General features: G+C 63.1%; 12 protein-coding genes and 4 pseudogenes. 11 read left to right on the plus strand and 5 right to left on the minus strand.

Features of this window, described 5'->3' with window-relative positions:
- The 4 genes and pseudogenes from RZR99_RS30710 to RZR99_RS30725 form a co-directional block, all read left to right on the plus strand.
- Nucleotides 1-285: pseudogene (locus tag RZR99_RS30710) on the plus strand (type VI secretion system tip protein VgrG); the annotation flags it as partial.
- 18 nt (nucleotides 286-303) lie between these two features.
- Nucleotides 304-2,670: a T6SS effector phospholipase Tle3 domain-containing protein gene (locus RZR99_RS30715; protein ID WP_323123518.1), complete on the plus strand. Its 2,367-nt coding sequence runs from the start codon at nucleotides 304-306 to the stop codon at nucleotides 2,668-2,670.
- Nucleotides 2,667-4,358 carry a type VI lipase adapter Tla3 domain-containing protein gene (locus RZR99_RS30720; protein ID WP_323123519.1) on the plus strand — a complete coding sequence of 564 codons (1,692 nt, stop codon included), beginning with the start codon at nucleotides 2,667-2,669 and terminating at the stop codon, nucleotides 4,356-4,358. Before RZR99_RS30715 ends, RZR99_RS30720 begins: the two co-directional genes overlap by 4 nt.
- Nucleotides 4,359-4,604: 246 nt before the next feature.
- Nucleotides 4,605-4,868 (plus strand): PAAR domain-containing protein, encoded by a 264-nt coding sequence (locus tag RZR99_RS30725; protein ID WP_323123529.1) that lies wholly within the window; start codon nucleotides 4,605-4,607, stop codon nucleotides 4,866-4,868.
- A gap of 269 nt (nucleotides 4,869-5,137) precedes the next feature.
- On the opposite strand, the gene RZR99_RS30730 is transcribed toward RZR99_RS30725, so the two are convergent.
- Nucleotides 5,138-5,995, minus strand: a complete 858-nt coding sequence (locus RZR99_RS30730) for a tetratricopeptide repeat protein (RefSeq protein WP_323123520.1) — start codon at nucleotides 5,993-5,995, stop codon at nucleotides 5,138-5,140.
- An 8-nt stretch (nucleotides 5,996-6,003) separates the two neighbouring features.
- On the minus strand, nucleotides 6,004-8,070 hold the full coding sequence (locus tag RZR99_RS30735) for a bifunctional 2',3'-cyclic-nucleotide 2'-phosphodiesterase/3'-nucleotidase (protein WP_323123521.1): 2,067 nt from the start codon (nucleotides 8,068-8,070) through the stop codon (nucleotides 6,004-6,006).
- 272 nt (nucleotides 8,071-8,342) lie between these two features.
- Here RZR99_RS30735 and RZR99_RS30740 point away from each other — a divergent pair, with 272 nt between their 5' ends.
- From RZR99_RS30740 to RZR99_RS30770, 7 genes are all read left to right on the plus strand, one after another.
- Nucleotides 8,343-9,467: an MlaE family ABC transporter permease gene (locus RZR99_RS30740; protein ID WP_323123522.1), complete on the plus strand. Its 1,125-nt coding sequence runs from the start codon at nucleotides 8,343-8,345 to the stop codon at nucleotides 9,465-9,467.
- Complete coding sequence (locus tag RZR99_RS30745) at nucleotides 9,464-10,303, plus strand: ABC transporter ATP-binding protein (RefSeq protein WP_323123523.1); 840 nt, start codon at nucleotides 9,464-9,466, stop codon at nucleotides 10,301-10,303. The genes RZR99_RS30740 and RZR99_RS30745 overlap by 4 nt, the downstream gene beginning before the upstream one ends.
- Nucleotides 10,304-10,318: 15 nt before the next feature.
- The gene (locus RZR99_RS30750; RefSeq protein WP_323123524.1) at nucleotides 10,319-11,272 is read left to right on the plus strand and encodes an MlaD family protein; all 954 of its coding nucleotides are present in this window, start codon (nucleotides 10,319-10,321) and stop codon (nucleotides 11,270-11,272) included.
- 29 nt (nucleotides 11,273-11,301) lie between these two features.
- Nucleotides 11,302-11,925, plus strand: coding sequence for an ABC-type transport auxiliary lipoprotein family protein (locus tag RZR99_RS30755; RefSeq protein WP_323123525.1), 624 nt, complete (start codon nucleotides 11,302-11,304; stop codon nucleotides 11,923-11,925).
- 25 nt (nucleotides 11,926-11,950) lie between these two features.
- Complete coding sequence (locus RZR99_RS30760; protein WP_323123526.1) at nucleotides 11,951-13,099, plus strand: VanZ family protein; 1,149 nt, start codon at nucleotides 11,951-11,953, stop codon at nucleotides 13,097-13,099.
- 96 nt (nucleotides 13,100-13,195) lie between these two features.
- Nucleotides 13,196-13,513 (plus strand): (2Fe-2S) ferredoxin domain-containing protein, encoded by a 318-nt coding sequence (locus tag RZR99_RS30765; RefSeq protein WP_323123527.1) that lies wholly within the window; start codon nucleotides 13,196-13,198, stop codon nucleotides 13,511-13,513.
- 34 nt (nucleotides 13,514-13,547) lie between these two features.
- A complete protein-coding gene (locus RZR99_RS30770) occupies nucleotides 13,548-14,192 on the plus strand; it encodes an alpha/beta hydrolase (protein ID WP_323123528.1) in 645 nt (214 codons plus the stop codon).
- A 670-nt stretch (nucleotides 14,193-14,862) separates the two neighbouring features.
- Here RZR99_RS30770 and RZR99_RS30775 read toward each other — a convergent pair.
- The 3 pseudogenes from RZR99_RS30775 to RZR99_RS30785 all read right to left on the minus strand — a co-directional run.
- A pseudogene (locus RZR99_RS30775) lies at nucleotides 14,863-14,952 on the minus strand (ion transporter); the annotation flags it as partial.
- A 124-nt stretch (nucleotides 14,953-15,076) separates the two neighbouring features.
- Nucleotides 15,077-15,307, minus strand: a pseudogene (locus tag RZR99_RS30780) (IS6 family transposase); the annotation flags it as partial.
- Nucleotides 15,308-15,525: 218 nt separating this feature from the next.
- Nucleotides 15,526-16,181 (minus strand): annotated as a pseudogene (locus RZR99_RS30785) (IS6 family transposase).
- Nucleotides 16,182-16,597 lie beyond the last annotated feature (416 nt).

The following is a 16,597-nucleotide window of genomic DNA, read 5'->3' on the forward strand; positions in this document are numbered from 1 at the left end:
GGGGATATCAAGCTGCTGTCGGCGTCGCACCAGTGGGGCGGGCCGTCGACGGAGCAGGCGACGAAGACGGCGTTCGGTAATCAGCCCTCCGACCAGCAATTCAGGCTGCATTTCCCTGGGCACACCACCGAGACGCCCGCACTCGCCGCCAACCAGTCCTACCGCATTACGCTGAACGACGGCCGTGTGCTCGAAGGCAAGAGCGATGCAAGCGGCCTGACGAATCTGGTGAAAGACGACGTGATGCGCATTGCGAAGGTCGATATTTTGAAGCCGTCGCTCTGAGGCGGATGCGGAGAATTCATGGCTGACAAGAACAGCGACTATCACGTCACGGCGCAAGGGGCTGGCGTCACGATGACCAATCGCCCGGATGCCCGGAATGTCCTCTTGCCTGGGGATCTGCCGGGCATCGTGATTTTCATCCATGGGGTGAACGATCCGGGCGCGGTGTATTCGGTGGTCGAGCAAGGCCTGTGTCTGGGTCTCAACGATCGACTGTCGCGAACTGATTTGAAGCCCGGTGTTTATGGCAAGGCGTATGGCGCTGCCGCAAAGAAGAAGGGAGACGAGCGGATTGATAAAGATAACGTCCTACTGAACGATCCGGATACGTACCTTTATCAGCGCACCGAAATTACCAACGTCACCAAAAGCTTCTTTATCCCCTTCTATTGGGGATTGCGTGCGGACAACAGCGACATCGCCAAGGTCAATAATCCGGGGGACGTCACCAGTCAGAGCACCGACGCCAACGGCAATCTGATGACGCGCGGCCAATACCAGGACGTTCATGGCAACCGGCTGGATGCCCATTTCGCGAAAGCCGGGGGCTTCTTCGCGAACGCGACCAACAATATCCCGCAGATGTACGGCGAAGGATTCAAGGCTGACGAGGCCTCGAAACTATTAACCAGGAACGCGCTCGGAGGTAACACGGTCTATGCGGCCGACGCCCCTGACCGGCGCTACTTCGTCTTGGCTGCGACCCGTCTAGCCAATCTGATCATGGCGATTCGGACGATCCAGCCGAAGGCTGTCGCCGAGGCCCACGGGATAAAACCCGAGAACGAGACGATTACGATCATGGGACATAGCCAGGGCACGATTATCACGCTGCTGGCCCAAGCGATCCTGAAGGAGAAAGGGCAGCGCTGCGTGGACTGCATCATCATGGTCGATACGCCCTACGGGCTGTATCAAACCGACGACTGCAATCAAACCGGTCACGCCAAGCTCAAGACTCTCATCGATATCGTCAATGCGGTGACGCAGGAGCCGTACACAGTTCCTGATCTGGCCGAGATGCTGACCAGTCACGAAAATCACGGCGGCCGAGCCGGTACCGGTTGGACGAAGACGCAGGGCAAGCGTCTGGACGACAGCGGGAAGAACTGGGTGACGTTCGATGAGCGCGACAATCGCGGTAAGGTCTACCTCTACTTTTGTCCCGAAGACACCGTCGTGGGCCTGAAGAAAATGCACGGCATCGGTACGTTCGGCGTGCCGGACGAAGTGCCCGCTGACGGTGACGCGCTCAAGACGCACCCCGGCAAAAAGACCATGCCTGCCATGAAGGTGTTGGGTGATCCGAAGATGCGCTTCTTTCAGCGCATGTGGACGCGCATGGAGCGTGATCACAATGGCAACGGCAAATTCGAGAAGGTCAAAGTGGGGCTGGCACCCGCGCGCGTACCGGTGCGCGAGCAGTTCGAACGGCTATCACCCGGCCCCGACGTCGGGGCAGCGGGCCAGGGCTACTTCAGCCAACTCAAGGGCAGCGCGTCGTCGCAACTCCAGAATGTTGCCTTGCAAGCGCGTTTCCAACAGAACGACATCCGATTCATCAACGGCGAAGCGCTCAAACCACCTTGCGTACCGGATCTGTACGGCGGAGAGATCGTACCCGGTGGTCCTCGTCCGGGCAAAGCCGATGTTCCAGGCTTGCTGGCACCCGATGACGTGACGAAGAACATCGCGCTGGGTAATCAATACGCGAAGCTGAGCTGGAAGACCGTTGAAGGGTTTTCGATGGACGCGCCTGGGGACCTGAACAGGCTCAAAGCGGAGTTCAACGCCAATAAGGCGGTTGACGATCAGTCGCAGAATTGGCGTCTAACGCAGGCTACCATCCCGCTTCTGGGGCCGTTTGGTCCCAAGGTATCGTATGGCGTCGAGCGAGAGGAGACGCCGAACGAGGCACGCGAACGAATGAAAACCGACCGCGATGCCTACGAAGCGAACAATTACCATTCGGGTGTCCTGCATAGTGCGAAGAACCACCGCTGGGTCACGGCGATGGACGTCGCGATTGGTCAAGCCGTAACCCTCGACGATCCGATTTGGCGGGAGCTGTTGATCTTGATTTCCGATTGGAAGATGGATGATTCGGTTTTGTCTAAAATAAAAAACAATGCAAATTACACGCGATTAAGTCAAGAAATGCGAGACTTTATTCAAGCCTGCTCAACTTATTATATAAAAGGCGTATTTCCGGAAAAATATGTCTCAAGTACACTGCCAACGCTTGTAACCAGTGAATTGACACCAGCAGCCCTCGCTGCGCAGCAGGCGGCAGACCAAGCGTATGCCAAACAACTCACCCAGCAAGCGCAGATGCAGTACGGCAACAAGACGGTCGGGGAGGTTTTTCAAGGGTTCCGGCAATGATTGCCAAACCTCGCCTTCGGCCGTACATTGCGGGCTTCGTCCTGGCTGCACTTGTCTGGATCGTCCTGGTCATGATGAAGTCGTACAGTTATTGGGAAACAACGGGTCAGGAGATGCCGCACATGGGGAGTTACATCCGGAACGGAATGTTAGTGCTGCTCGCGTTCGCTGCCGTGATATACGGGCTGAGTGCCGCATGGATGCACCGATCGTCGGCTTCTTCTGTTTCCGCATCGGCAGTGCCTGAGAGCAAGCCGGCCATCGATACTGTCGTCTCGCACGGGTTCAACGGCTCATCTGCAATGCTTTCGCAGACCGGACAGAAGTATGTTTTGGAGGTGCGAGGCGTCGGAGTCGTCACCGGTGATTTTAATAATGAAGAAATTTGGCAGCGCCTTGAAAAGAAGGCCAGCAATCATGAGACTTTTTTATCTGGAAATCCTACGGATTATCCGGACAATGACGGTGAAAGGTTGAGCAGTTTTGGTGTGGTAGTGGGGATGGGGTTTAAAGATGCTGCGCATCGTGCAGTTGAATATTGGCCCGTTCCAGTAATCATTTGGGGGCCGCTCAAGGACAAAAAAAATGACTATCGAGCGGCTAAGCAAATCGCCGGTCTCCGTCAAAAGGCGAGTTTGGGTGTCACGTTGTTGCTTTGGGAGGAGGACGACAATACGGGCGATGGCGCGGCGATGATCGCAAAACTATTCGCGTTCTTCGACACGCATCCCGATGTGCCGGAAGCCTTGGTGTTCAGTTCAGATGGCTCAATGCTGCGCTCGCTTCTCGGTGCGCCAGGGAGCGGCGGAGCGCCGCGAGCCGGCCATATCATCCCGGCGCTTCCGGACAGCATCGGGGCGTTGCTCGTATCACGTTCGGACCGTGTCGACAGGCTGATTCGCCCCTTTGCAGTCGAGCAGACCGATCAGATCAATCGCAAGAGCACGGATTACGACATCATCAAGCTTTGGAATTACTTTTGGGATAAAACGAATGACGAAGGACCAGACGGTTTCGATGCCCAATATCTCAAACAAGAAAGATCGGCCGGTGTTGAAGATCCGTCTGTGCTCGGCGTGATGTCGTCAAGCTGGTGGCAAGCCCAATTGCCTGAGTTCTGGAAAACCATCAGCAACAAGGGTCCGGGTGAATTCAAGCCGACGCCGTACGTTCCAGTGCGGTGGACCACGTGGCAACTCAAGCAATTCGACAACGCACCGCTGCTTGGCTACCTACATCGCCCCGTCGACGTGAAGCTCGTTGATGACCAGGGACATCCCCTCAAGACTGCGGCTCAGGCTGAGGCCATGAAGATGGGTTGGGAGCAAGCCCTCGCCACGCTGCCGGATAGTCAAGAGCCGAAACGGGTGTTTTACGACACGACGGGTGACCGGCTCTTCGTGATTCCGCTGAATCAGGCGCTTGCGCAAATGGGTTCGTCGGCGCCGAGCCTGGGCGAAGTCAAAGAGGGCTACGATATTGGTGCGCGCATCGGTAATACTGGCGTGAGTTCGCCGCTTGTGCAAATCGGCTTGGGCTTGATCGCGAGCTACCAAGACGGTGGTGCGAGCGCCACGGTGAACCGGCGACCCAACGGAACGGCGAGCATCATCATGGTGAGCCCTCCCGATACGGCAGCCAAGGCTGCGTGGGCGCAGAAGACCAACGGCACGAGCCCGTTCAAGTGAGGGTAAGTTGTCGACATGGTGGTGAGCGGTTACCCATACGGCAGCGACAGTCCGCATCGTCCCATTTCGTATCGGCCGCCAAGCGCTCGGCCATGCTCGTGTGGGTGATCCGCAAGGCCGATCCGAACCAGACGGTCAGCCTCTGTGGCATATAGCCGCCGCGATACCCGCTTCGTTAAGTATCAGTCACCTAGATATTGACGTGATGTTTGGATGAATAGTGAATATCGCCGCCGGGAGGAAATCGTGCGTGGTGTGATTCGAGTGGGAGACGCGACCAGCCATGGAGGTCGCGTGGAAACGGGCCGAGAAAAATCCATCGTCATGAACCGGGCCGTGGCCTGTGTGGGCGACCATTGCTCCTGTCCGATGGGAGGCCACAACAACTGCGTGATTATCGAAGGCGATCCCAACGTGACGATCGACGGTGTCGCGGTGGCCTTCGACGGCCACAAGACATCGTGCGGGGCGACCCTGATCTCGTCGGTTCCGACATCGGGGCGTGGGTAGTCATGGCGTGTGTGGTGCTCGGATGATTGAACGCCCGCAGCGATCGGGAATTTCCGAGTGCTGCAGATTGGCTGCCGCAAGGGCCGCAAGACCTCCTGGATAACGTTTTGGTTCGTCGTTCCATCCTCTGAACCAGGGGGAGGCCTGCCGCCTATGCGCTATCGAACCCGCTTTCTCGCGACGCGGTTCTGACCCGTTCCGCTCTGAGCGACCCGGCCGTGACCCGACATCCGGTCCGCGTGTCCCCTTTCCCCTCCGTCCTTACCCGCTCAAGGCGCCGTCACCGGATGCTTGAGCGCATGCGCGGCTTCGAGCCACTGCGAATGAAACGCGTCGTCGTCGCGCGCGAGCCCCAGTTCTCCGTTGCGATAGGCCATCGCGAGCGTCTGCACGGCTTCGGGCAACTCATGGTCCGCCGCATGCCGATACAGCTCGAGCGCGCGCGCCTCGTCGCGCGGCACGCCGCTGCCGTCGCGGTACGCGTTCGCAAGCATGAACTGCGCGGCCGGGATGTCCTGCCGCGCGGCCTGTTCGAACCAGCGGGCCGCGGCGGCCGGATCGGCAGGCGTGCCGTAGCCGCTGCGGTACATCAGCCCGAGGTAGTACGCGGCGGCCGGATCGCCGGCGGCCGCGACGGGCCGCAGCAGCGCGAGCGCGTGCGGATAGTCGCGTTCGACGCCGCCGCTGCCGAGCAGCATCGCCTTGCCGAGCGCGAGCTGTGCCGCACGGGCGCTCGCCGGCCCCGGACGGCCGTCCGGGGCCGGCCGGGCCGCGGTGCGCAGCCAGCCGAGCCCTTCGTCGCGCAGCGCGGCTTCGCGCGAGCCGAGCAGCGCGGTGCCGAGCGCGGTCTGCGCGTCGCCCGAGCCGTGCCGGGCCAGCTCGCGCAGCCGCTGCAGCGCGCGCGGCTCCGTCGCCTGCGTGACCATCGCCTGCCACTCCTCGATCTGCGTGCGGCTCGCCTGCGGCGCGCCATGCGCGGCGAACCCGGCCCAGCCCGCCGCCGCGACGCCCGCGGCCAGCGCCGCCGCGAGCGCGAGCATCCCCGCCGGCGTGAGCTTCGCGCGCAGCAGGCGCTGCAGCGGGCCGCCGAGCGGCGCGCCGACGTTGACCGTATCGATATTGCGCATCGCGTGCCTCATTGCGTCAGGTCGATTTCATAGATCGCGAGGTTCTTGCCCGACCCGTCGTCGGCGGCAACCTGCGTGATGCCGGTCAGGCCCGCGTCGGTCGCCTGCTGGAGCAGGTTCGGCGCGGACGAGAACTGCACGTGCGCGACCGAGCCGGCGAGCTTCGTGAAACGCCAGCTGCGCTGCGCGCCGTCGGCGGTGCGGGTGATCTTGCCGCGCTTCTTGATGAACGCGATCAGCACGTCGCGGTTCGCGTCCGGCGACGCGAAGATCGTCTTGCTGCCGTCGAGGCCCGGGAAGTTGCCGCCGCCGCTCGCGCGGTAGTTGTTGGTCGCGACGATGAACTGCCCGTTCGGATCGATCGGCGCGCCCTTGTACAGCAGATTCCTGATCCGGCTGCCGGGCGCCTGCGATACGTCGATCTCGTAGCTCAGGTCCGCCGACGTGAACATGTCGAAGTTGTAGCCGGGGAACGTGCTCACGAGCTTCTGCACGGTTGCCTTGGCCGGGTCGATGGTGTTGAAGCGCTTCGCCGCGGTCTCGAGCCAGTTCTTCACGTCCGAGCCGCTCACCTTCACCGCATAGACGGTGTTCGGATACAGGTACAGGTCGGCCGCGTTGTTGATCGCGAGCGAGCCCGGCGCGACGTCGGTGAAATCGCTGCCGCCGCCGAAGCCGCTCTTGAACGGCGCGCTTACCGACAGCACCGGCACTCCCGCATACTGCGGCAGGTTCGCCTGCACGTAGGTCGACACGTAGTCGGCCTGCGCCTCGTTGACGATCTGGATCGCGCCCGGGTCGCCGACGTCCGCGAAGTAGCTGCTCATCCGGTAGTCGGTGGCGCCGACCGGCGTCTTCACGTAGCGGATGGTCGCCTGGTGCTCCGCGGCGATCGCCGCCGACACCGCCGGATCGGCGGCCACGTAGGTCTTGTCGGCATTCTGGATCGAGCGCGCCTCGACGGTGGTCTGCGATTTGTCGACGTTCCAGCGCTTGCCGTCGAACGCAAGGCCGAGCTTGATCACGCCGAGGTGCTTGCCCCAGTAGTTCGCCATCACCGTCGGCACGCCGTTGACGGTGCCCTTCACCTTGTCGACGCCCGGCAGGTTGAACTGCGATACCGTGCTCGATGCGTCCGGGAACACCTGGTGCGAGTGGCCGATCAGCATCGCGTCGATGCCCGGCACGGTGGACAGCCACCAGCTGCCGTTTTCCATCGTCGGCGAGTACGGCGAGTTGTCGAGGCCGCCGTGCGAGATCGCGACGATCAGGTCGGCGCCCTTCGCGCGCATCTCCGGAATGTACTGTTGCGCGGCTTCCTTGAGGCCCGTCGTGTAGACCTTGCCGTCGAGCCAGCGCTTGTCCCAGCTCATGATGGTGGGCGGCGTGAAGCCGATGATGCCGATTTTCACGGGGGCGCTCACCGTGCTGCCGTCGGGCGCGGTCGCGGCGACGGTCCGGGTGATGATCGTGTACGGCTGGAACAGCGGCGCATTGGTCTTCGCGCTGACCACGTTCGCGAGCACCTGCGGGAAGTTCGGCCCCGCGCATTTCTTCTGCTGCGCCGGGTCCGGCAGGCCGGCGATATTGAACGTGTTGCCCGTCACCTGCGACAGATAGGGCAGGCCGTAATTGAATTCGTGGTTGCCGATGCCGCCGCCGTCGAATTTCGCCGCGTTCATCACCTTGTAGATCGCGAGCGTCTGGTCGCACGACACCGGGCTGACAAGCGCCTGGTAGTCGGCGAGCGCCGTGCCCTGGATCGTGTCGCCGTTGTCGAACAGCAGCGAGTTCGGATACTGCGCTCGGGCTTGCGCGATCAGCGTCGAGACCCGTTCGAAGCCGAGCGAGTTGTCCGCGGCCAGCTTGAAATAGTCGTACGAAAGCACGTTGGTGTGCAGGTCGGTCGTTTCGAGCACGGCGACCGTCGCCCTGGTGCCGGCGGCGGGCGTCTGCGTGACGGGCGGCTGGGCGGGCGAGCTGGTGCCGTCGCTGTTGCAGGCGGCGAGCAGGACAAGGGAGGCGAGGGCCGCGACGGCCGGCAGGCGCGTGCGGGACAACGGCGGGAGTTGCATCGGGTTTTCCTGTTCTGTTCTGTCTGGCGGAAAAAGAGCGGCGCGGCGCGCCGACGGCCTGGAATCCGGCGCGTGAGAGTATCGAAAGGAAACATGACGGCCGAATGAAAGTGGAATGATGGCCGTCCGGAAGCCGCGCGCCAGCTCGTCAAGCTGACAGGGCGCCGGCCCGGCGCCGCGCCGGGCGCGATGGGGCGCCCGGCAAATCGGCGCGTCGCGGGGCGGAGGGGTTCGCTACAATGGCCGCTGTCATCGTTTTGCAAAATCGCCCATTGGATTTCAAGACACCTCCCGGCCTGTCGGTCGATACCGGCGGCCAAGGCCCGACAGTGCGCCTTTCCGGACAGTGGACGGCGCTCGCGCTCGCGCGCGACCGAGGCGGCGCCGCGCGCCGGGTGGCGGGGCTTGCCCGCCAGCGGGTCCGCGAGTGGGATCTGTCCGGGGTCGAGCGGCTCGACCACGTCGGCGGGCAGGCGCTGTGGCGGGTGTGGGGCCACCGGCTGCCCGACGGCATCGCGCTGACCGATACCCAGCGCACCATCTTCGAGCGCATCCAGCGGCTCGACGAGAGCCGCGAAGCGCCCGAGCCCGTGGTACGGCACGATCCGGTCACGCGTCTCGGCAATGCGCTGTTCTCGTTCGGCGAGCACATGCAGGGCGGGATCGCGATGTTCGGCCGCGTGATGCTCGACCTGCTGTCGATCGTGCGGCGGCCCCGCACGATGCCGTGGACCGAATTCTCCGCCAACATCTATAGCGCGGGCACCCAGGCACTGCCGATCACCGCGCTGGTCGCGTTCCTGATCGGCATCGTGCTCAGCTACCTGTCCGCGCAGCAGCTGCAGATGTTTGGCGCGAACCGCTACATCGTCAACATCCTCGGCCTGTCGGTGATCCGCGAGCTGGGACCGGTGCTGTCGGCGATCCTGGTGGCCGGCCGCTCGGGGTCGGCGATCACCGCGCGGATCGGCGTGATGCGGGTCACCGAGGAGCTCGATGCGATGCGGGTGATGGGCATCCCGCACGGCCTGCGGATCATCCTGCCGCGCGTGCTGGCGCTGGGCGTCGCGATGCCGCTGCTGGTGATGTGGACCAACGTCGTCGCGCTGTCGGGCGGCGCGCTGGCCGCGAAGCTCGTGCTCGGCATCGACGTCAACTTCTTCGTGCGCTCGCTGCCGGGCGTGGTGCCGATCGCGAACCTGTGGATCGGGCTCGGCAAGGGCATCGTGTTCGGCATGCTGATCGCGCTGGTCGCCTGCCATTTCGGCTTCCGGATCAAGGCGAATTCGCAGAGCCTCGGCGAGGGCACCACCACGTCGGTCGTCACGTCGATCACGGTCGTGATCCTCGCCGACGCGGTGTTCGCGATCCTGTTCCAGAACGTGGGGCTCGGATGATGGGCGCGAACGATCTGGTCATCGAGGTGCGCGACCTGTCGAAGCGCTACGGGCGCAACGTCGTGCACGAGCATCTGAACTTCGACGTGCGGCAGGGCGAGATCGTGTCGATCGTCGGCGGCTCGGGGTCCGGCAAGACCACGCTGGTGCGGCAGATCCTCGGCCTCGAGCGGCCGACGTCCGGCACCATCAAGGTGTTCGGCGAGGACACGTCGCTGATCGACGCCGACACCGCGCGCGTGATGCGCAGCCGCTCCGGCATGCTGTTCCAGCAGGGCGCGCTGTTCTCGTCGCTGACGGTGTTCGACAACATCGCGCAGCCGCTGCGCGAGCTGGGCCGCGTGCCCGAGGACCTGCTGCACGACATCGTGATGCTGAAGCTCGAGATGGTCGGACTGCCGTGCAAGCATGCGTCGAAGATGCCGGCCGCGCTGTCGGGCGGGATGGTGAAGCGGGTGGGCATCGCGCGCGCGATCGCGCTCGAACCCGAGCTGCTGTTCCTCGACGAACCGACGGCGGGCCTCGATCCGCAGGCGTCGGACGAATTCGTCGAGCTGATCGCCACGCTGCACCGGACGCTCGGGCTGACCGTCGTGATGGTCACGCACGATCTGGACACGATGGTCGCGCTGTCGACGCGGGTGGCCGTGATCGCCGACCGCAAGGTGCTCGCGGCGGCGCCCGTCGAGGAGGTCGCGAACGTCGACCATCCTTTCATCCACGAGTATTTTCTCGGCTTGCGGGGCAGGCGGGCGCTGCAGGCGCTGCCGCCCGAACGGCGCGCGAAGCTGCCGAAGGCCGCGCTCGAACCGGCGCTGTCGAGCGTCGAGCTGTAGACAAGGAATTCGCGAATGGAAAACAAATCACATGCATTCTGGGCCGGGCTCTTCACGATCGGCCTGCTGCTGGCGATCGTGGGCACGGTGTTCTGGTTCAACGTCGATCGCACGGTGCGCATTCCGTACGATCTCGTGTCGCGCACCAACGTCACCGGGCTCTTTCCGGACGCGGCGGTGCGCTATCGCGGGCTCGATGTCGGCAAGGTGCAGTCGATCAATTTCGACCGCGCGCATCCGGGCGAGATCGCGATCCGGATCCTGGTCGACAAGGATGCGCCGATCACGCGCTCCACTTACGGCAGCCTCGGTTTCCAGGGCGTGACGGGGATCGCGTTCGTGCAGCTCGACGATACGGGCGGCGACCCGTCGTCGCTGCCGACGTCGGTGCATAACGTCGCGCAGATCCCGATGCACCCGAGCCTGTTCGACCAGATCCAGCAGCGCGGGGACGTGCTCCTCAAGCAGATGGAGCTGGCGGCGAAGAGCGTCAACGCGATGCTGTCGGACGACATGCGCGAGCAGTTGAAGGCGACGGCGGCCAGCTTGGAGCATGCGGCGGACGGCGTGACCACGCTGTCGAAGCAGCTGGGGCCGACCGTCACGGAGATGCCCGCGACGATGAAGCAGGTCAACCGGACGCTGTCGTCGGCGAATGCGCTGATCGAGCCGGGCGGCCCGCTGGCGTCGAACCTGAACCGGGCCGGCAAGGCGGCGGAGCAGGCGGGTGCGGCGCTGACGACGATGGACCAGACGCTGGCCGATCTCAATGCGCGCGTGCATTACGACACGCTGCCGCGTTTCAACGCGCTCGCCACGAACGTGAGCGATGCATCGCGCACGTTGAAGGATGTGGCGGGCGAAGTGGGCCGCAATCCGCGCAGCCTGCTGTTCGGTGCGCCGTCCGCGATGCCGGGCCCGGGCGAAGCGGGCTTCACGTGGCCGCATGCGGCGGCCGCTGGTCAATAAGGTTGACATTCGAAATGCAGGAACCCCTCATGTCACGTTTCTTTTCTCGTTTCGGCCGCCCGGGCGCTGCGCTGCTGGCCGTGCTGGCGCTCGCGCTGGCGGGCGGCTGCGCCGGCACGCCGGCTGCGCTGTCGAACATCCGCTACGACTTCGGTCCGGCGAATCCGGCCGCGTCGGCGGGCGCGGGACCTGCGATCAAGGTGCTCGACGTGAGCGCGCCCGATGCGCTCGATTCGGACAAGCTCAACTACCGGCTTTCGTATGCGGATGCGCAGCGTATCGCGTCGTACCGCGACAGTCGCTGGACCGCGCCGCCCGCGCAGTTGCTGACGCTGCGCCTGCGCGCCGCGCTGTCGTCGCGCGGCACCGTGCTGGAAGGCGCGGACAGCGTGCGCGCGCCGGTGCTGAAGGTCGAGCTGGACGAGTTCGAGCAGGTGTTCGACGGCCAGTCGCAAAGCCATGCCGCCGTGACCGCGCGGGCGACGCTCATGCTGGACGGCAAGGTATTGAGCCAGCGCACCTTCGTCGCGCGCGCGCCGTCGAGCACGCCGGACGCGGTGGGCGGCGCGCGGGCGCTGGCGACCGCCAGCGACGATCTGGTCGCGCAACTGGTTGCGTGGCTCGGCGTGCAGACCTACGCGGCCGCGCCGTGATTCACGCCGCGCTCGCGCCGCGCGAATGAGCCCCGGCGGCGGCCGGCATTCGACGCTCGCGCGGCAGGCGTTTGCCGCGTACGCGGCGCTGATCGTCTATGCGTCGCTCTATCCGTTTTCCGGCTGGCGTTCGCTCGGCATCGATCCGTTCGATTACGTGTTCGCGCCGATGCCGCGCTATCTGACGGCGTTCGATGTCGTCACCAATGTGCTCGGCTACTTGCCGTTCGGCGGTTTCGCGGTGCTGGCGCTGCATCCGCGTTGGCGCGGCACGCTGGCGGTGCTGATCGCCAGCGTGCTCGGCGCCGTGCTGTCCGGCGCGATGGAGGCGTTGCAGACCTATCTGCCCGAGCGGGTGTCGTCGAACCTGGATCTCGCGGCCAATGCGCTCGGCGCGTTGCTGGGCGCGGCGCTCGTCGCGCCCGCGGCGAGTGCGCTGCTGGAGCGCGGCGGCTTGCGGCGCCTGCGCTTCAGGTGGTTCGAGCGGGATGCGTCGACGCCGCTGTTCCTCGCGGCGCTGTGGCCGTTCGCGATCCTGTTTCCTTCGCCGTTCCTGTTCGGCATCGGCGACTGGCCCGGTGAGATGTGGGAGCAGGCGGATCCGTCGATGCGCGATGCGCTGCTCGGCTGGGCGCCGTTCGCGTGGCAGGTGCTGGGCTGGCCGGCGCGGCTTGACGGCTGGCTGTCCGATTCGGGCTGGGAGGCGGTGCTGGCGGGGCTCGGCCTGTTCGCGGCGTTGGCGCTCGCGTCGCTGGCGATGCGGGCGGGGGCGCCGCGGGCGCGGCTGCTGGTCGGCTATGTCGTGCTGGTGCTGTGCCTGAAGGCAGGCGCGACCTTCATGCAGTCCCGCACGGGGCTGGTGTTCGACTGGGCGAGTTCGGGTGCGCGGCTCGGCATCGAGCTGGGCGGTGTGGCGGCGTTGCTTGCGCTGCGGCTGGCGCCGTCGTGGCGCGCGGCGCTCGCGGCCGTTGCGTTGGCGGTGGCACTGGTGCTGGTCAACGTGCTGCCGGTGAATCCGTTCTTCGATTTCACGTTGTCGGGCTGGCGGCAGGGCCGCTATGTGCATTTCAACAGCATTGCGCGCTGGCTGGCCTGGGTCTGGCCCTATGCGGCGCTGATCTGGCTGGCGTGGCGTGTCGAGCGGAGTTGGCTGGGCGGGCGGGGTGCGCGTTAGTCGCTGCGGCGGGGCGAGCCGCTCGCTATAATCGGCCGTTCGATATCCCCACAACACCGGCGCCAACGCTGCGCCTTCTGGCTGACTGCCCACATCATGGATTCCTACTACCAGCACCATGTGTTTTTCTGTCTGAACCAGCGTGAAGCGGGCGCGGAGCGTCCGAGCTGTGCGAATTGCGATGCGCAGACGATGCAGGAGTATGCGAAGAAGCGTGTCAAGGAGTTGGGTCTGGCCGGTCCGGGGCGGGTGCGGATCAACAAGGCCGGGTGCCTGGATCGTTGCGAGGAGGGGCCGGTGATGGTCGTTTATCCGGAGGGCACGTGGTACACGTATGTCGACAAGAACGATATCGACGAGATTGTCGAATCGCATTTGCGCGACGGACAGGTTGTCGAGCGGCTCAAGATTTGAGCGTGGTTTTTTTCAGGATCAATGTGTACGCGGCATGAACGTTCATACTCTGAAGTCCCTGATTGCCGGCCCGGTCGGCGCCATCGAGATTGCGGTGGATTTGCCGGATGCGGTGCGCGAGGGCGTTGCCGCGCCGCGCGGTATCGCGCTGGTTGCGCATCCGCATCCGCTGTTCGGCGGAACGATGGACAACAAGGTCGCGCAGACGCTGGCACGGACGCTGGTGCAACTCGATTACGTGGTGTTCCGGGCGAATTTTCGTGGCGTCGGCGCGACGCAGGGCGAGCACGATAATGGTGAGGGCGAGGCTGACGACCTGCTGGCGGTCATTGCGCATATGCGGGCGCAGCCGGGGTACGAGGCGTTGCCGCTCGTGCTCGCCGGATTTTCGTTCGGCACTTTCGTGCTGTCGCACGTCGCCAAGAAGCTGCGCGACGCCGGGCAGCACACCGAACGCATGCTCTTCGTCGGGACCGCCGCCAGCCGGTGGCAAGTGGCGGATGTGCCCGAGGATACGATCGTCATCCACGGCGAAATCGACGAGACTGTGCCGATATCAGCCGTTTATGACTGGGCCCGGCCCCAGGAACTGCCCGTTATCGTCATCCCCGGAGCGGAGCATTTTTTACATCGGAAGTTGCATGTGTTGAAGAGGGTTATCTTGGGGGTTTGGAGGTGAGGGAGGGTTTCTGTCGGTGAACTTGTTTTCGTGTCGGTCTATCAGCGTCGCCCCTCCCCGGGGCAGGGGTAACTTTTCTTTTTCTTTCCAAAGAAAATTAACCAAAAAAAAGGCGCTTTTCTGATCCAAGCTTAGGGTGCCCTCATAAAACGAACGGGCCCAGCACCTAAGGGTCCACCACTATGAGAACGCGTATAGGCGCGCGCAGCCACTGAGGCATCGCACCACGGCACGAAGTGGTATGCCCCCAGTCCGCTCCATCCTCGCTTCGCTCGGACGTCAGGTTCACCCCTGCTCGAGATGTTTGCGGGCGGCCGAACTGATATCGCCCGCCCAAGATTCGTCGATCAATCAGCAGCGCCTGCATATCAGCGATGAATGCGGGCGTTGTTGCATCTGGGTCTGGAGATGGCGGAAGGAAAGAGGGCGTCGTTGAATGACGATGGGCGGGTATGGAGGTCAAGAGGTTTATGTGCCGGGACCGTTTGCTTGTGCGTGGATGATGTACCCGATGTCCGAGCTTGCGAGGATGGAGCGGACTGGGGGCATACCACTCTGTTTCGTGGTGGGATGTCACGGTGCCTGCGCGCGCCTATTCGCGTTTTGAACGTGGTGGACACTTAGGTGCTGGGCCTGTTCGTTTTACGGGGGCACCCTAAGCTTGGATCAGAAAAGCGACTTTCTTTTGGTTACTTTTCTTTGGCAAGACAAAGAAAAGTGACCCCTGCCCCGGGGAGGGGCGACGCTGATAGACCGACACGAAAACAAGTTCAACGACAGAAAACCACCTGATTACGGTATAACCCAGTCCAAGATTTTAGCCGCACCCCCGTGGGTCAGGATTCCGTGCAAATCAACAGCCGCAAACACTGGTTGTGGCTGTTGATCGTCACGACCACTTCGTCCAGATGCCACTTGTCACCGCGTCCCGTCGCCGTCGAGCGAATCCGCTTCGTGATCGACAGACCGAACTTCCTCGCCCTGCAGCGCACCGTTCCGTACGTGAGCTCGACGCCCCGTGCGGCCAGCATCTCCTCAACCATGCGCAAGCTCAACGGAAACCGATAGTACAACCAAACGGCGTAGCAGATAATGTCAACCTGACAGTACCCCATAGATTACTTCGGCTGACGATAAGTGACTCGGGCGACAATCCAATTTATTACGATTTCCATCACAAAAAATTACAATATACATTCAGTAACACTATAAGATGACTGCCACTTGTACCTTCCAGCTGTCATGGCGTTGTTGCATAAATCCGGCGAGAGGACGAAGTGGAGCGTTGTCACGTTAACGCTGTCGCCCCAATTGCGGCCAGATGAGTTGATGTTCAGGAAGCGCCGAGCGGATTTTGGGCGAGGCCGGTAAAAAGACGCCACGATTCGAACCGGGTCGCGAGCTGTTTTCGGTAAAGCGAGGCACGCAGCAAATGGCGCTTGAGGGCAAAGTGTTGCCAGATCGGACCGAAGCTCGACAGGAAGGTTTGCATCTGGTCGGGCAGCCGGAAACCGCGCATCCGACGTTCGCGAGCACTGGTATTTCTGCTTTTGCCGCAGAATAGCTGCGCAGTTGATCGGTGACGATTTTCTTCGGCACCTCGGCACTGGCTGACAGTACCCGTTTGAAGAAGCGCTTCGCGGCAGTCTTATCGCGTCGCTTTTGCAGCAGGATGTCGAGTTCGATGCCGTGCTGATCGACCGCACGTCAGAGAACAAAGGGCTCGCCGCGCAACGACACGAACATTTCGTCCAGATGCCATGTGCTGCCCGGCTGGCGCCGGGCAGCCTTGATGCGATGGGCGAAGCTGGCGCCGAACTTCTCGGTCCATCGGCGAATGGATTCATGACTGACGATCACACCACGCTCGAACAGCAGTTCCTCGATATCGCGCAGGCTGAGCTGGAAACGAAGATACCACCGGACCGCGTGGCTGATGACCGAGGCTGGAAACCGATGGCCATGGTAGAGCGATTTCGTCTTCTTCATCTCCCCATCCTAACCGAACCAGGCGTCANCCTCGATATCGCGCAGGCTGAGCTGGAAACGAAGATACCACCGGACCGCGTGGCTGATGACCGAGGCTGGAAACCGATGGCCATGGTAGAGCGATTTCGTCTTCTTCATCTCCCCATCCTAACCGAACCAGGCGTCAACGTGACAAAGCCGAAAAAGCACGTGGATTATCAGCGCCAGTACGTTGGCTGCTGCGGGCGTAATCGCGCTGATACATGCGCGTAGATCTCATAGAAGTTTTAAGAAAGGTGATAACTGATTCATGACGAATTTGCACTCCTCAATGATATGGCAGTCCTCCCCTGACGCTGTCGACCCGTATATCAGTCTCGAAGCACTTGATAATCCCGCCGTCGATGCGTGGTGTCGTGCGCAGACGATCCGGACCA

This window comes from Burkholderia alba (genome assembly GCF_034721475.1).
Classification (GTDB): Bacteria; Pseudomonadota; Gammaproteobacteria; order Burkholderiales; family Burkholderiaceae; genus Burkholderia; species Burkholderia alba.

Bases quoted from the DNA above. Each gene is read 5' to 3' on its own strand.
- RZR99_RS30715 (WP_323123518.1), top strand. From the start codon at position 304: ATGGCTGACAAGAACAGCGACTATCACGTCACGGCGCAAGGGGCTGGC.
- RZR99_RS30720 (WP_323123519.1), top strand. From the start codon at position 2,667: ATGATTGCCAAACCTCGCCTTCGGCCGTACATTGCGGGCTTCGTCCTG.
- RZR99_RS30730 (WP_323123520.1), bottom strand. From the start codon at position 5,995: ATGCGCAATATCGATACGGTCAACGTCGGCGCGCCGCTCGGCGGCCCG.
- RZR99_RS30735 (WP_323123521.1), bottom strand. From the start codon at position 8,070: ATGCAACTCCCGCCGTTGTCCCGCACGCGCCTGCCGGCCGTCGCGGCC.
- RZR99_RS30745 (WP_323123523.1), top strand. From the start codon at position 9,464: ATGATGGGCGCGAACGATCTGGTCATCGAGGTGCGCGACCTGTCGAAG.
- RZR99_RS30750 (WP_323123524.1), top strand. From the start codon at position 10,319: ATGGAAAACAAATCACATGCATTCTGGGCCGGGCTCTTCACGATCGGC.
- RZR99_RS30755 (WP_323123525.1), top strand. From the start codon at position 11,302: ATGTCACGTTTCTTTTCTCGTTTCGGCCGCCCGGGCGCTGCGCTGCTG.
- RZR99_RS30760 (WP_323123526.1), top strand. From the start codon at position 11,951: ATGAGCCCCGGCGGCGGCCGGCATTCGACGCTCGCGCGGCAGGCGTTT.
- RZR99_RS30765 (WP_323123527.1), top strand. From the start codon at position 13,196: ATGGATTCCTACTACCAGCACCATGTGTTTTTCTGTCTGAACCAGCGT.
- RZR99_RS30770 (WP_323123528.1), top strand. From the start codon at position 13,548: ATGAACGTTCATACTCTGAAGTCCCTGATTGCCGGCCCGGTCGGCGCC.